Here is a 15,481-nt window from a genome sequence, read left to right as displayed (position 1 = left end):
TGCCTCCTTAGTTATTATCCATTAAAAAAATCCGCCTCTTACTAACGTGTAAGAGACGGATGTGTCATTTAAATCCGCGGTACCACTCTCATTGTCTAGTTTATAGACCAACTCGAAACTGTTAACGGGAGCTCCCGGTTCTGGCTACTAACGTTCACCGAACATCTCAGAAGTGCGTTTCCGCAAGAGCAAATCTCCAGGCTTTCACCAACCCCGGCTCGCTTTTAGATTCATTCCTTACGTACTTTCTTCGTCCTTGAATGTAAATGTATTTTTATTAATAATTGATTATAATTATACAAAACCATTCAAAGATGTCAACACCTTCTTGAACAAAAAAATAAAATAAATCTAAAAATCTTTCAGGAAGCAGTATGGGAAAGAAATCTCCTATATTCGCAATCCATTGTTTCAAACCACTCCTTGAGTGGAAATAGGTATTATTGGCTAAATCATCAAACTCTTAATGCAGTAGTCAAACGAGCAGTAGAAAGGTAGGTTCTATGAACAGCAGTAAGCTCAAAAGTCACATAATCAAAATTATTTTCCTTCTAGGAATAGCAGGAATTCTCGTGTTATTAAATAAATTATTCTTCCATATAAAACCTTCAAATGTGGCAGATTGGATGGAAGACCTTGGATTCTGGGCTCCGATTATTTTTCTTCTTATCTTCACCATCCGCCCCTTTACCCTTATTCCATTATCAATCTTCGCAGTCGCTTGCGGCATCGTATTCGGGCCTTATATGGGTTCTGTCTATATTGTAATTGGGACCGTACTTGGTGGAACGGCGTCTTTCTTTGCACTGAAATATTTCAGTAAAGAAATTCATATTCAGGATAAAAACAAGCAAAATGTGAGCGCTCTTAAATCTGAACTTGAGAAGAATGGATTTAAATCAGTGCTCATGCTGCGTCTGCTGCCAGCCATTAACTTTGATTTACTCACCTATATTTGTGCAAAAACACAGGTGACACCATGGAAGTATATAGCAGCTACTGCGGTTGGAACGCTTCCAGGATCTCTTATGCTTGGTTTCTTCGGTTCCAGTCTGCTTTCACTTAAGCCGATGAACCTTACAATATTAGCAGGCATTATCATTCTCCTGGTTGTTCTTGGAATTATGATGAAAAAGAATGTGAGTAAAAAATACAACACAGAGAAGCTTAAGGAGGAAATTAAAGACCTTCGTAAAAGTGCATAGGCAATTAAATCAGGCAGGGACAGAAGGAATCAACGAACTTCAAGGGAAGAACAGAGGGTTACGCTAGCAGACCGCTCCGGAAACACACTCCGCTTTTCGCGGGCGGCTGGTGTGCCTCCTCGTGCTCTATTTTCTCTCAGTCTTGTTCAGCGGAGACATTTTCTTCTTCTCCTTCCCTGTTTTAATATGCTATAATGACTCCTATACGAATATAAGTCTGCGAATGAAGCAGGAGAGGTTCTAGCTACACCCTCTATAAAAAACTAAGGATGGAACGATACCTGACCTTAGGTATGGTTTTTTTTATGTTTTTGGGTGAGTAGAATTCTCTTTTTCAATGGAAAGGAGAATTTTTTTATGGAAAAAAATAATAAAGCGGTCGTCGTTTTCAGCGGCGGTCAAGACAGTACAACATGCCTATTCTGGGCGTTAAAAAAATATGAATCAGTTGAGGCTGTCACTTTTGATTATAATCAGCGTCATAATGAAGAAATAGAAGTTGCTAAGGAAATTACGAAAGACTTGGGGGTCAAGCATCATGTGCTTGATATGTCACTTCTAAGCCAGCTTGCACCGAATGCATTAACGAGAGATGACATTGAAGTGCAAGATGGAGAAGACGGGGAGCTCCCTTCTACGTTTGTGCCGGGAAGGAATTTGCTATTCCTCTCCTTTGCCTCCATTCTTGCCAAGCAAATTGGAGCCAAACATGTCGTAACAGGAGTATGCGAAACAGATTTCAGCGGCTATCCTGATTGCCGCGATGTGTTTATTAAATCACTAAACGTCACCCTCAATTTATCTATGGATGATGAATTCGTGGTGCATACTCCCCTCATGTGGCTTGATAAAGGGCAGACGTGGGAGCTTGCGGATGAGCTCGACGCCTTTCAATATGTCCGTGAGAATACGTTAACCTGTTACAACGGGGTGCGTGGAGATGGCTGCGGTGAATGCCCTGCCTGCAGACTGCGCCAGAACGGATTAGAAACTTATTTACAGCAGCTTGAAGAGGTGAATAAGTAATGCAGCAATACGGATTTACCATCGTAGAAAATCTGCAGAAAATGGACGAAGATATTAAACGCGAGGAACTGAAATACCACAAGAAACGGGTGCTGGTTAGTAAGGAGTTCTCTTTTGACGCGGCTCATCACCTGCATGCCTATGAAGGGAAATGTAAAAACCTTCATGGTCATACGTATAAAGTGATTTTTGGCATTAGTGGATTTGTCGATGAAATCGGTTTGGTGATTGATTTTGGAGACATTAAAACTATTTGGAAAGAACAAATCGAAATTCACCTTGATCATCGCTATTTAAATGAGACACTCCCCCTTATGAATACCACAGCTGAAAATATGGTGGTCTGGATTTATGAGAAAATGGCAGAAGCTCTCAAGGACGCTGAGCTTAGAGTGGAATTTGTGAAGCTTTATGAAACTCCGACAAGCTATGCCGAAGCGAGACGGGAGTGGATGGAGCAATGAACAAATTCCCCGTTCTTGAAATTTTCGGCCCTACCATCCAAGGGGAAGGTATGGTAGTAGGCAGAAAAACAATGTTTGTCCGGACCGCTGGCTGTGACTACAGCTGTGCCTGGTGTGATTCGGCATTTACCTGGGACGGAAGTGCAAAAGATGAAATCGAACGTCTCACTGCTGATGAAATCGTAGCACGGTTAAAAGAGACTGGCGGCACTCAATTTGATCATGTGACGATCTCTGGAGGAAACCCAGCTCTCTTGGCTAAACTAGATGAACTTATTACTCCGCTGCATCAGCAAGGCATTGAAGTCGCCTTAGAAACGCAGGGAAGCCGCTGGCAGGATTGGTTTCCCAAAATTGACGATTTAACGATCTCTCCAAAGCCTCCAAGCTCTAAAATGAATACCAACTGGGACATTCTTGATGGTATTATCCAGCAATTACGAGATCACCAACGGCTCACAAACACGAGTATTAAAGTTGTGATTTTCGATGAAACAGATCTTGCATATGCCGAGGATGTACACGAGCGTTATCCAGATGTTGCCTTTTTCCTGCAAGTCGGCAACGATGACTTAGAAGAAAGTAAACCAGCCACCCTTGCCAGCGAACTGCTGGATAAATATGAATGGCTGATTGATCAGGTGGTTGCTTCTTCCAGGCTTAATCGTGTTCGTGTCCTCCCGCAAGTTCATGCGCTCGTATGGGGAAACAAGCGAGGCGTGTAAAGCACAGACGAGGCAGAGGTATAAGAAAATCCCCCACATTTAAAGACGGGCCATGGGAAGTAAAGGAGTTTACGAAGGACCGCTCCGGAAATACACTACGCTGGTACGGTGATTTTCCCTTCCCTTACACGTGGGTTTAATAGAACAAAATGACACTACCTCGCCTGAAGGAGTGGGGAACGTCTAGAAAATCTTGCCTCATGCACGAAAAAATCCGAACAAAGATGGAATCATGATTATCTCCATCCTCGTTCGGATTTTTTATATTCTTTACAGTTTTTTTCCGTCATAATGCTCTTTTACAACAACGGCAGCGTGAACCGCTCCCGGCACATAGAAAACGAGCGTAAGCAGCAAGTTTAGTAATGCCTTCAATGGTTTTCCAGTAAATAATACCGCAAGTGGCGGTACGAAAATAGCTAATACATATAACATCCTTATTCACTCCTCCGATCCATCAATGTCGTGTTTTCCATCTCTTTATGAGCACTGGTGCGCCGCTGGTTCCACATTGTAATTTCCAGAGAAGCAATACAGATCGCAAGCCAGGCTAGCCCAAATGAAAAGCCAGCAAGAATATCTGTTAAATAATGCACTCCTAAGTAAACCCGGCTGCACCCTACTAACAAAATGTATAAACCTAATAGAACATTAATCGTGTATCTAGTCTTCTTGTTTAATGGGCTGATAGCGATTAAATAAATAATAAACCCATAAAACACCATAGACCCCGTGGAATGACCACTAGGGAAGCTAAACCCTGTCCCATCGTACTGAGCTAAAACTTCTGGTCGTTTCCTTTCAAAAATTAATTTCATCACTTTAGTCAGGGCACTAATTCCAGCCATGTTTATAATAAAGTAGACCGGTACCCAATTACTATACTTGGTGAAGAAAAACAGTAACAGAATTAGCAATACAGAGCCGACCGACAGCCACATCACTGACCCCGTTTCCGTAACCCAACCTGCCACATTCTGCAGCCAAGGAGCTTGAATATATTTTACAACATTAACAGCCGCCTGATCGACGGCAAACTTTTCATGCTCTAAGACGTCCTCTGCAAGCTGGTAAAACAAATAAAATGCTCCGCCTACAGCTATAAATCCTCCAAGGATAATAAAAATAGATGCCTTGGAGATATCAGATATTTTTGTACCTGAGAATAGCATACCCACAACCTCCTGCGATCAATTCAATCTTGTCTTCTAGTTTGTATGTAATTCCCTAATGATAAGCAGATAAAACAGGTTGATCCTCTTATCTGGTCTTCCGTCAGGCTGGACTTAACCGGTCCCGATGTTTAATCATTGGTAAAACGGTGAATGCAGTCGTAATATGTGCTGCTTAACAATTGAAATGCAGCATAACTTGAACATTTGTACTAACTAACAGGAGGTATTTCAAATGAATCGTTTTACTATACCAAGAGATATTTATTTCGGAGAAAATGCATTAGATAAATTGAAGTCTATAAAAGGTGAAAAAGCACTATTAGTCATCGGAGGAGGGTCTGTTAAAGAAAATGGCAACCTCGATAAAATCCAATCAAATCTTTCAGAAGCGAAAATCGATATAAAAGTAATAGAAGGAATCACAGAAGAACCATCTACTCAAATGGTCCAGGATCACCTTCAAGTCGTAAAAGATTTCCAGCCGGATTGGATTATCGGGATCGGTGGCGGTTCACCAATGGACGCCGCGAAGGCATTATGGATTTCTTATGAACATCCTGAATTAACGTTTGAAGAGATGTCTCAGCCATTTAACCTTCCAGAGCTTCGCAGTAAAGCAAGATTTATTGGGATTCCAACAACAAGCGGAACAGCTTCAGAAATCTCTAATCTATCTGTAATCAAAGATTCTGAAACAGGTGTTAAATATCCACTGGCTGATTTCGAATTAACCCCTGATTTAGCCATTATTGATCCAGTCATGGTACAGTCTATGCCTAAGCATGTACTTGCTTACAGCGGCATGGACGCGGTAACTCACAGTATTGAAGCTTATGTTGCGAAGCCGCGCACAACCTTTACCAATTCATTATCTATTGAAGCAGCTGAAATTTTAAATGATAATCTCCTTGCTTCCTACAATGAAGATAAGGAAGCTCGCGAACAAGTACACTATGCACAAGCTATGGCAGGTATGGCCTTTGCGAATGCTGTATTAGGTAATGTTCACAGTCTCGCCCATAAAAGCGGTCCAACTTTCGGAGTCCCACACGGATGTGCCAATGCTATCTATTTACCTTACGTCATTCAGTTCAACCGCAGCGTAGTAGAAGACCGCTACGCAGCATTAGCAAGAAGGATCGGACTCTCCGGAAATACTGACGAAGAATTAGTAGATTCACTTATTGAGTGGGTGCGCGACTTAAATCGCAAAATGGATGTACCGAATACGCTAGAAGAATTCGGTGTTTCTGAAGAATTATTTAACGAACACGTAGATCAAATGGCAGCGAATGCTGTAGAAGATCCTTGTACAGGTACCAATCCTCGTGAAACATCCGTAGACCAAATGAAAGAATTATTCACTGCAGCCTATTATGGACAGAAAGTTACCATTTAAGTTCATCACAATGTAGTAAAAAATGGTCCTGGTTTAATCAGGGCCATTTTTTATATGATAGATCAATTCAATTGCTCAATATTTCTTTACTTTTTTTAATAAAATCTCATTGACCATAGCTTATCAGGCTAATAGAATGGCCTAATAATAAAATTTGGCTCTTCTATTCAGTTGTATTTGCCTGTGAAAGATGAGGTTGTTTATGTTTTACCGAATGACTATTTATATTATGGGAATGCTCATCAACTTTTTTGGTGTTTCCCTATTAATAAAAGCTACCCTGGGGGCAGGTTTTTGGACTGCCTTATTCGTCGGGTTGTCCGATCGCTTCGGTTTTACAGTCGGAATCTGGTATGCTTTATTTCAGCTTCTGTTTATTTTTATAAACGGATGGCTGATCAAGCAAAAACCTGAATTCCGTGCTGTACTTCCACTTGTTTTAGAAAGTGTAATTCTCGATTTTTGGCTGGAAATTGTATTTAAGAACGTCAGCTTAGCTTCTTCTCCATTTCTAGTGCAGCTTGTCACATTATTGTTAGGTGTTGGATTCAGTGCGATCGGCGTATCGATTTATATCTTACCCCAGCTCCCAAGGGCTCCAGTGGACCAATTATTTCTGGCCATCGCACAAAAATTCAAACTCAGCTTACGAATGAGTCAGACATTAGTAGCCATGACGACTTCGACGACCGCACTCTTAATCGGCGGCCCAGTTGGGATTGGAACTGCTGCAGGTGTTTTATTTGCAGGACCCATTATTCAATACTGTTATACATTCGAATATCCATTCTATTATCTGTTCCATCCCCTTTATCAAAAGAAATATGAACCCGTCATGTAATATGAAGAAAGTGGCTGATCTAATTAAATCAGTCACTTTCTTCATCTAAGAATGCTTAATTGTAGTTCAGTTATACGAAGTCAGTTACAATGAATAGAAATTCTATATTTAGGAGGAATACAATATGAAGAAGTGGGCCTTTGTTTCCGATTTTGACGGAACAATTTCACATAAAGACTTTTACTCCATCGTGATAGAAAATCATTTTTCTGGCGGGGAAGATTTAATGAAGGATTGGCAGGCCGGCCGCATGAAGAATATTGATTTCCTCAGCAAGGTATTTGCTTCCATCGATCAGAACGAAGAGGAAATCATTAAGGAAATCATGCAGATTCCTATTGATGAACATGTCCCTTCCTTTATTCAAACCGTCCAGGATAATGGCGGAGATTTTTACATTTTAAGTGCGGGAACAGACTATTATATTAATCATCTCCTGAAAGAATATAAGATTAAAAATGTGAAGGTACTTTCGAACGAAGGTTATTATCACAACAAGAACATTCATTTGAACATCGATCCAGAGCACCGTCACTACTCGGAGAAGTATGGCATCGATAAATCAAAAGTGGTCCAAGAATTAAAGGAGCAGTATGAGACGATTCATTACGCCGGTGATAGTGAACCGGATTCCCATCCTGCAGTCTATGCAGACCTTACATTTGCTAAGAAAGAATTGCAGGACCTTTTAAAAGACAGAAATATTCCTTTCATTCCTATGACCAGCTTTAAGGAAGTGGAAAACGAATTAAGGCGCAGAGGATTCATTTCCTAACTGTAAAAACAAAGGACGAGCGGTACCTTTATTAGATACTATATGCAGAAAACCCGAACCATTCAAAGGTTCGGGTTTTTTTGGTAAAATGAATTCTTTCTAGCTGACATTTTTTTGTTTATTAGCTGCTTTTGAAACCCGATCAAACTTTCCAGGATTTCTCATGATAAAGATAAGCGAAAGGATACTAAAAATCCCTAAAAACAGAGCAGGGAACCCTCCTAGATAGGAAAGAGTTTTAATCCCATCAATTCCAAGAGTGGAAATGAAAATCAAAGCCACCGCTCCTACAATCACACCCCAGGTGATTTTAATAAATACAGGGGCTTCTTGAGAGGCTTCGGTAATCCCGGTAGAACTAATACTGGCCATAGCATTGGTTGTAGAATCCGTAGCTGTTATAAAGGAAATCATCACAGCAAGCAAATATAGTCCAATTAAAATACCGGAAAATGGCAGATGATTTAACACTGCATATGCTGCAGCTCCAGACCCCTGCTCATTGAGGATCGATACGAGGTCTACCTGCCCCGTCATTTGGAAGTTAATCGCTGATCCACCTAGTACAGTCATCCATAGAACACTAAAAAATCCAGGAATAACAAAGTTCATCATGATCACTTCTTTGACCGTATATCCATAAGCTATCCTTGCCAGAAATACCGCCGTTACAGGGGCCCACGCCATCCAATTAGACCAATAGAACGTCGTCCATCCGCTTGCCCAATCATCATGGGCCGCCTCCCCGGTAAATAAGGCTTTTTCAAAGAAGTGGGATAGGAAACCACCAAAGCTTTCGGTTCCAACAGCGAACATATATACCGTCGGGCCTAAAATGATCAAAGCCGCTATGATTATATAATATAAGTAAATATTAAAGTCGGCTAACACTCGTATTCCTTTCAACAGTCCTGTACTAGAGGAAATAATGAAAGCAATAGTACCAATAATGGTAATAAATATCCAAAGTGTTTTGCCATTATCTATTCCAAAGAGTGAATAAATTCCTCCCCCCATATTCATAACGGAAGTGCCAAAGGAAGAAGCAATTGCGGCTGAAACTGCGAATAGAATAACCGCGTCCACCACTACTTTAATCTTATTTTGATTAAGATTTTTCATGGCAGGAGAAATTTGAGATCCTACGCTAAACGAGCGCTTCATATTGTAATAAGCAAACGCAAAGACGATAGTAGGAACAGAGTAGAAAGCATAGGGGATAAAGGTCCAGTGCAGGTATAACGTCTCCATAGCAAATTTGGCAGCATCTGCTGACATTGGTTCAATTCCCAGCGATTTGGGCGGGTTTGATAAATGAAAAATCGGCTCAGCCGTTCCCCAAAACAGAATACCAGCTGCAATCGTCGTTGTTAAGGTGATCGCAAACCACGTTTGTTTCTTCAGTAAGGGTTTAGCGTCTTCTCCACCAATTCGTACATTTCCAAGCGGTGAGAAATACGCTAAACTGACTAGAATAACGCTAACGACACCTGCAATACTGAATACCCAACCTAATTCATGGGTCATAAAGGATTTAGCCCCTGTAGTGACCTTTAAAAACCAATCATAATTGACAAAATTTAAAATAATGGTAATTAAGAGCAGGATAAAAGCAGGCAAAAATACGAGCGGACGAATGGAATTAAGTTTTAGCTTTTTCACGTTCTACCTCCTTATTAGTATTTATCAATAGATGTATTTAGCGATTGTGAATAAACGGCCTAATTATGTAACCGTTTTCATTAATTGTTGCTACGAAAATACGAAAAACCATACTTTCACAAAATTTCAATTGTTTTTATAAAGGAAAGCAGAAAGCGGCCATAGGATTCTATCACCGCTTCCTTACTCTACTTCTTTAGGACTTAAATAGATCTTTACTTATCATCAGGAAAAATGGTGCCCTTGTTCATAATTCCATTTGGATCAAACGCCTTTTTCAAGGTTTCCAGAATGTAATAGGAAGAACCGTATTCTTCTTTGATCCATGGAGTACGATGCTTTCCGACACCATGATGGTGGACCATGGACCCGCCGGCTTTAATCGTTTCTTCAACAATAATTTTGTTAATAGGGTAATGATATTTAGTAATCTCTTCTTCAGGTTTGATGTCAACCAAATCATAATAATATACGAAATACATATTGGTTCCGTTCATGTAGCTATGAGATGAATGTCCGCCAAGCATGGTAATATGAGGAATTTCCTCACGTACACGGGTGATGCAGCGCTCATAAATCTCATTGATGACGCCCCATGCTCCAGAAACTTCAGTTGTAAAACCAATATTGTTCTTTTCCTTGATTTCCTGTCTTTCTTCTTCCACTTTTGAAGGATCCCAGTTCAGGTTTTCAAACCAATTCTGAATAAGATGGCTCTCAATCCGCTTACTTTCTCCGTATTGAGCTACGATATCTTCAATCGCCTGTCCGGTAGCTTCTGCAATCGGTTTTGGTCCTTCTGCCATAAAGATAAGAACACACTTATCTTCAGAAAAACTAAAGTGATCTGCAGCATCCTCCGGGTCATACAAACGAGCGACAGAAGGACGATATCCTTGAACCATCACTTCACGAAGGATCTCAAACCCAGTTTTCATGTGATCAAGTACATAGCCATAATATTGATTGTTGTCCGGCTGGTACTGGAAGACTTTCACGGTAACCTCAGTAATGTAGCAAAGAGCCCCTTCGTTTCCGATAATCACATGGCGAATATCTGGCCCGGCCGCGCGTCTGGGAATGTTTTTAATTTTAGTAATTTCGCCGTTAGGAAAGACAGCCTCCACGCCCACGACCATATCTTCAATGCCGCCGTATAAAGTAGAGAGCTGACCGATACTTCTTGTGGCCACTAACCCGCCCATTTGAGCAAGAGGTTTGGACTGCGGCGAATGCCCGGTCGTTAATCCTTGCTCACGAAGCTGATCCTCTAATATTTCCAGGGGCACACCGCATTTAACCGTGGCCAGCATATTGTAAGAATCGATACTAACAATGTCATTCATGCCTGACCCGTCGATAACTAGAGAATTTTCAACCGTCGTTTCCAGACCGCCTTCGGTTGCTGAACCCCCTGTTCTAGGAACTGCATTGAGCTTGTTTTCATTCATATACTGGAGAATTTGAGAAACTTCCTCAGCGGACTTCACTTTTACGATCGCAGCGGGCATCGGCTGCGTGTACACCCCGTGGATGGTTTCATACTTACGAAAGCGATCTGCACTGTTTTCTCTTAATACCGTTTCATCTGTAATGACCTGTTTTTCAGATAAAATTTCTTTAACATCATTTACGATTTGTTCTCTAGTTAATGTCATGATTTAACTCCTTTATGAAAAATATTTATTTACTAAACTTCTTTATGATTTAGAATCCCAGGAACGAAATAAATCATAAGATCTTTTTAATACTCCATCTGTACTTGCGGTAATCTGCTGAAAGACTTCCTTGTTCAACTGGTCATAAAACTCATGAGTATCCGATTCTGGATGGAACGTATCGCGAATCTTCACCATGTGTTCGATCGCTTCTTCATAACTCGAGTACAGTTCTAAACCAACAGCAGCATTGATCGATGCCCCTAGACTCGCTGCTCCATTGATTACATTACGTTTTGCCGGCAGTCCGAACACGTCGGCAAAGATCTGCATCATCAAATCTCCATTTGATCCCCCGCCTGTAATAACTATATCTTTAAGATCCGCATCCAGCTCTTTGCACATAGCCTCCACATGCGTTTTCATCGTAAGGGCAATGGCTTCTAAAATAGAACGATAGATATGGGCTCTCGTATGCCTGCCATCAAACCCAATCATCATCCCTTTTTTAAACGGCTGATCCGGTGGAGCCAGCCAATCGAGAACCGTCATCAGGCCATCGCTTCCAGCGGGCACATTCTCTTGAGCTTCCATATCCAAGTATTCCTCAGGAGACATCCCCAGTTGATCTGCCTTCTTCACCAGCTCTTTCCCAAGCAGTTCTTTAAACCAACTGACGGTCCACATACCTCTGCGAATTCCGTTACTTTCATACAAATATTCATAAGGCATAGCAGCAAAATTGGTCCAAAAATGATTGACATTCTTTGGGTTGGTTTTCCCATGAATCATTCCAGCTATATAGGTGCCCAGGGAAACAAGAGCCGTATTCTCGCTTAATGTACCAGACCCTAAAGCTTCCACAGCCTTATCATTAGCAGTGGCCACGACGGGTATATTTTCTGGAATACCTGTCACCTCAGCAGCACTTTTGGTAACTCGGCCAAGTACTGTGCCCGGGTTTTGCAGTGTAAACAACATCTCCCTTGGAATCTTAAATTCATCTATGATGCGGTCGCTTTCACTCCAATCCCACGTATCCGTATCAATCGGCCACATCCCTTGATAATTAGCAGCTGTATCCCTGAATTCTCCTGTAAAACGGTGCGTGATATAGCCGGATGAGGTGGTCACATACTTCACGTCTGGCTGAGTATGTTCATAGGGCTGGGAGACTCGTTCATCCATCCAGCTCATTACTGGAGCGGCGAGCGTCCCGTCCTCTTTAAGCAGGGCTCTGCAGAATCGAATTGTACACAGTCCTATTCCAGCAATAGACTCTGGATGGCCGGTAAACTGGGTCATCGCCTCCCTGCTTGCCGCAGCCACGGAATCCCAAAGATCATCATCTGGATGTTCTACCTTCCCAGGCGCTGGCAGGTTCGTCGGCCTTAAACGTTCTTTCCCTTCGCTCACGACGTTTCCATCTAAATCAAATATCGCTACTTTCGCACTTTGCGAACCCAAGTCTACTCCTATTAAGTATTTCTCATTCATGGCGTTATCACATTTCCTTTTCGTTTGTAGTTGGAACGATCTACCTGACTAAATAGCCCCCATCAACGGCAAGAATATGACCATTTACGTAATCGGAAGCTTTGCTTGCAAGGAAAACCGTCGTCCCCATAAGGTCCTCGGTTTCTCCCCACCTGTTTGCAGGAATATGACCGACTACTTTTTCATTTTTATCCGGGTCATTTCTCGTCGTCTCCGTAAGATCAGTGGCATAATATCCTGGCGCGATTCCATTAACCTGAATGTTATACTGCGCCAGTTCATCACAATAAGCTTTGGTCAATCCCGCCAGACCATGCTTTGTAGCTGCATAAGCAGGAGAACCCTGACCGCCATGAAAGGAGAACATCGAGCAAATATTAATGATCTTTCCGCTGCGCTGCGGCACCATCGTTTTAGCCGCTTCATGACTCACCTCAAAGGCAGCCGTTAAATTGACATTGATCATCGGATCCCATTTTTCCCTGCCGAAATCTTCAAAGGCAGCTACATTATTCATGCCAGCGCTGTTCACCACAATATCCACAGAACCATACGCTTTCTGACAAGCTTCGATCACTCGCTTAGGAGCTCCTTCTTCAGTGATGTCCACTTTCATAAATTCCATGGAAACTCCTTCTTGTTCAATTAATGCGCGGGTTGTTCCATCGTCATCAGAAAGGCTCGGGATAAACAGGTTCGCTCCTGCTTTTGCTAAAGCAAGTGAAAAGGCCTGCCCCAGCCCAGAATTCCCTCCTGTGACGAGCGCCGTTTGTCCTTTCAGTGAAAAATAATCCATCGAAAAATCCAACATACTCCTAATCTACCTCCTGGTTCTTTGCTTAAAATAAAGCAAAAAAAAGAGAGAAAAGCACACTTCCCCCAAAGGGAAGTTACTTTTCTCTCGGCTCTAGTAACTTTGAATAGTTATCAGTATAAGGTGGTCTTGCAAAACTGTCAACCGCATCCCCGGGTCAGCTCATTTTCTTTAATTAGGAAAAAGCTCTCCTAAACTCTGCCAACCCGTGTATCTTTAATTCTTCCAAAAACTAATATATAATATCCCCATCGAGTATAGAATAGGAGACTGTTATGAGAGTAAATATCGAAGAAGTTCTGGAAGAGAACCCAATCATCGCCGCAGTCAAGGACAAGAAAGGACTGAAGGAAGCTATTACAACCGATTGCAATATCATCTTCATCTTAAACAGCGACATTATTAATGTGGGTGAAATTGTAAAAAAAGTGAAAGAACAAGGAAAAATCGCTTTTGTTCATGTTGATTTACTCGAAGGAGCGTCTAATAAGAAAGTAGCTTTGCAGTTTCTTAAAGAAAACACAGAAGCAGACGGAATTATCAGTACCAAAGCACCTATGGTACATGCTGCAAGAACGTACGGTTTCTATACCATCCATCGCTTTTTCCTAGTGGATTCCTTCTCGTTTCACAGTATGGATAAACAAGTAGCCAATTCAAACCCTCACTTTATCGAAATCCTTCCTGGCGGGATGTCAAAAGCGATTGGGTGGGTCAGAGATAAAATAGATACCCCCATCATAGCAAGCGGTCTTGTTTGCGAAAAAGAAGACGTTGTGACAGCGTTGCAAGCAGGTGCCATTGCTATTTCCACCTCGAATAACGAAGTATGGTACATGTAATTCTTCGTTTTCACAAACATCATCTCCAGGGTCACACAATACAAAAACTACTAGCACCTTTTTGATTGTGTTCCTACCCTGCTCCCTCTCTTGTTTCTCACCTTTTAATAACATAAATTTCGGATCACTCATATGAAAGAATTGTACTTTCCTATTCCATCTACCCAAAAAAAGATAAAATGATTTAATTTCAGTTTATCAGCGAAAAACCTCTCTTAATGTTTATCTTTATGCATGCCGGCTGAAAGGGTGAACCAGACGGCTGATTAGTTTAAAAAAGTTGATATTTTTATTGGTGATTATGCCCTCGAGCGCCTTATTATTCAATGATTTGATAATTAAGTCAAGCTTGTGATTATCAAATTTTTCGATTGTCCGCCGAAGCGAAAGAGAATCGTGATACCCTTGTGATAATGGTTCAACCAGCTTTTGATAATCCCCGTATCCAGCTATATCCTGGGCAGCATAAATGCCGGTTAGTATTGATTCAAACTGGCCAAATCCAAAGACTGGAGTTATGGCACCCCAGCAGTTTCCTACGAAGAAGGTATTACCTATCCTGGCATGCTCTATCTTACCGATCCGATAGTCTTTAATCGAGTATTCATGCATGATTTTAAAATCTTGATCCAGTATCTTAGAACATTCTTCGTAACACATTTTCCACAGTTCCTCTTTATCCAGGTCTTCATTTTCAGAATATTGAGGATAAGCGAGAACTAGAGAAGCTTCAGATTGGGAATGAGGAAGTAAGTAAGCCATCCCTTTGGGTGCAAAATCATTATTAAAAAAAGTATGAGCTTCAGTTGGATTAAACTCCCCTGCTAGAACTGCCCCTTTAAAGCTTGCTTTATAAGCTACGTCATAGGGTTGAAATTGGGTTGTATCTAAGGCATCACCTGTTGCCAGAATGACATGTGTGTAGTCGTTTTTCACGTCATCATAACGAACATTATGATTATAATGAATCGTACTATTCAACTGGGCCGCGAGCTGTTTCTCATAGGAGTCAGGATGCTTCCCTCTCATATTGGTAAAACCTATAGATCCATCAAGGCACGCAGACTCATTTTTAGAGTAACAGAATACTTTTTGGATGTTACTTGAAGGAGTAAGATGAATTCCGTGTGTATCAGATAAATATCTAATCTCATCATCAATAGGAGTATGTAACATGGAAAACATGGCTTCAGCGATGACGAATCGATCTCCAACCATTTGCCGTTTTTCAAAAATCTCTGCTTGATGTCCGTATTTTTCAAGAGTTAAAGCACAAGCCAGACCTGATAACCCCGCACCGATAATTGCAGTTTTCATCTTCCTGCCTCCTATTTAAAGTGATTGCGTATTAGTATCTTAAACTAAGCGAATCTTATACTTGAGAGGTCAACGATTTCA

Annotated in this window: 15 protein-coding genes, 1 riboswitch and 1 other annotated feature; of the genes, 8 read left to right on the top strand and 7 right to left on the bottom strand. The window is 41.4% G+C overall.

Annotation, left to right across the window (positions count from 1 at the left end; all coding sequences use genetic code 11):
• Positions 1 to 48: 48 nt before the first annotated feature.
• Positions 49 to 266 (bottom strand) — a binding site (T-box leader).
• Positions 267 to 572: 306 nt separating this feature from the next.
• From Q7A53_RS19235 to queE, 4 genes are all read left to right on the top strand, one after another.
• On the top strand, positions 573 to 1,205 hold the full coding sequence (locus tag Q7A53_RS19235) for a TVP38/TMEM64 family protein (protein WP_411790827.1): 633 nt from the start codon (positions 573 to 575) through the stop codon (positions 1,203 to 1,205).
• Between the two features lie 228 nt (positions 1,206 to 1,433).
• Positions 1,434 to 1,478, top strand: a riboswitch (PreQ1 riboswitch).
• Positions 1,479 to 1,562: 84 nt separating this feature from the next.
• Positions 1,563 to 2,231: a 7-cyano-7-deazaguanine synthase QueC gene (queC, locus tag Q7A53_RS19230; RefSeq protein ID WP_411790826.1), complete on the top strand. Its 669-nt coding sequence runs from the start codon at positions 1,563 to 1,565 to the stop codon at positions 2,229 to 2,231.
• The gene (queD, locus tag Q7A53_RS19225; RefSeq protein ID WP_411790825.1) at positions 2,231 to 2,695 is read left to right on the top strand and encodes a 6-carboxytetrahydropterin synthase QueD; all 465 of its coding nucleotides are present in this window, start codon (positions 2,231 to 2,233) and stop codon (positions 2,693 to 2,695) included. Before queC ends, queD begins: the two co-directional genes overlap by 1 nt.
• Complete coding sequence (gene queE, locus Q7A53_RS19220) at positions 2,692 to 3,420, top strand: 7-carboxy-7-deazaguanine synthase QueE (protein ID WP_411790824.1); 729 nt, start codon at positions 2,692 to 2,694, stop codon at positions 3,418 to 3,420. Before queD ends, queE begins: the two co-directional genes overlap by 4 nt.
• Positions 3,421 to 3,690: 270 nt before the next feature.
• On the opposite strand, the gene Q7A53_RS19215 is transcribed toward queE, so the two are convergent.
• Together Q7A53_RS19215 and Q7A53_RS19210 are read right to left on the bottom strand one after the other, a co-directional pair.
• Positions 3,691 to 3,855 carry a YqaE/Pmp3 family membrane protein gene (locus Q7A53_RS19215; RefSeq protein ID WP_411790823.1) on the bottom strand — a complete coding sequence of 55 codons (165 nt, stop codon included), beginning with the start codon at positions 3,853 to 3,855 and terminating at the stop codon, positions 3,691 to 3,693.
• A 2-nt stretch (positions 3,856 to 3,857) separates the two neighbouring features.
• The gene (locus tag Q7A53_RS19210; RefSeq protein ID WP_411790822.1) at positions 3,858 to 4,592 is read right to left on the bottom strand and encodes a phosphatase PAP2 family protein; all 735 of its coding nucleotides are present in this window, start codon (positions 4,590 to 4,592) and stop codon (positions 3,858 to 3,860) included.
• A gap of 235 nt (positions 4,593 to 4,827) precedes the next feature.
• Between Q7A53_RS19210 and Q7A53_RS19205 the strand changes: the two genes are divergently transcribed.
• From Q7A53_RS19205 to Q7A53_RS19195, 3 genes are all read left to right on the top strand, one after another.
• Positions 4,828 to 5,994 (top strand): iron-containing alcohol dehydrogenase, encoded by a 1,167-nt coding sequence (locus Q7A53_RS19205; protein ID WP_411790821.1) that lies wholly within the window; start codon positions 4,828 to 4,830, stop codon positions 5,992 to 5,994.
• 202 nt (positions 5,995 to 6,196) lie between these two features.
• Entirely contained in the window at positions 6,197 to 6,835 is a 639-nt protein-coding gene (locus Q7A53_RS19200; protein WP_411790820.1) for a YczE/YyaS/YitT family protein, read from the top strand.
• A 124-nt stretch (positions 6,836 to 6,959) separates the two neighbouring features.
• Positions 6,960 to 7,610 carry an MtnX-like HAD-IB family phosphatase gene (locus Q7A53_RS19195; protein WP_411790819.1) on the top strand — a complete coding sequence of 217 codons (651 nt, stop codon included), beginning with the start codon at positions 6,960 to 6,962 and terminating at the stop codon, positions 7,608 to 7,610.
• 99 nt (positions 7,611 to 7,709) lie between these two features.
• Here Q7A53_RS19195 and Q7A53_RS19190 read toward each other — a convergent pair whose 3' ends face one another.
• From Q7A53_RS19190 to Q7A53_RS19175, 4 genes are all read right to left on the bottom strand, one after another.
• Positions 7,710 to 9,272 carry a BCCT family transporter gene (locus Q7A53_RS19190; RefSeq protein ID WP_411790818.1) on the bottom strand — a complete coding sequence of 521 codons (1,563 nt, stop codon included), beginning with the start codon at positions 9,270 to 9,272 and terminating at the stop codon, positions 7,710 to 7,712.
• 215 nt (positions 9,273 to 9,487) lie between these two features.
• The gene (locus Q7A53_RS19185) at positions 9,488 to 10,930 is read right to left on the bottom strand and encodes an FAD-binding oxidoreductase (RefSeq protein WP_411790817.1); all 1,443 of its coding nucleotides are present in this window, start codon (positions 10,928 to 10,930) and stop codon (positions 9,488 to 9,490) included.
• Between the two features lie 42 nt (positions 10,931 to 10,972).
• Entirely contained in the window at positions 10,973 to 12,427 is a 1,455-nt protein-coding gene (locus Q7A53_RS19180; RefSeq protein WP_411790816.1) for an FGGY-family carbohydrate kinase, read from the bottom strand.
• A gap of 40 nt (positions 12,428 to 12,467) precedes the next feature.
• Entirely contained in the window at positions 12,468 to 13,238 is a 771-nt protein-coding gene (locus Q7A53_RS19175) for an SDR family oxidoreductase (protein ID WP_411790815.1), read from the bottom strand.
• Positions 13,239 to 13,516: 278 nt separating this feature from the next.
• Here Q7A53_RS19175 and Q7A53_RS19170 point away from each other — a divergent pair, with 278 nt between their 5' ends.
• Positions 13,517 to 14,083: a glycerol-3-phosphate responsive antiterminator gene (locus Q7A53_RS19170; RefSeq protein WP_411790814.1), complete on the top strand. Its 567-nt coding sequence runs from the start codon at positions 13,517 to 13,519 to the stop codon at positions 14,081 to 14,083.
• Positions 14,084 to 14,311: 228 nt separating this feature from the next.
• Here Q7A53_RS19170 and Q7A53_RS19165 read toward each other — a convergent pair whose 3' ends face one another.
• Entirely contained in the window at positions 14,312 to 15,400 is a 1,089-nt protein-coding gene (locus Q7A53_RS19165; RefSeq protein ID WP_411790813.1) for an NAD(P)-binding protein, read from the bottom strand.
• Positions 15,401 to 15,481 lie beyond the last annotated feature (81 nt).

Origin of the sequence: Halobacillus rhizosphaerae (genome assembly GCF_046719735.1) — a bacterium.
GTDB lineage: Bacteria > Bacillota > Bacilli > Bacillales > Halobacillaceae > Halobacillus_B > Halobacillus_B rhizosphaerae.
Note: the sequence above shows the minus strand (reverse complement) of the source record. Positions and strands in the feature narration are given on the sequence as shown.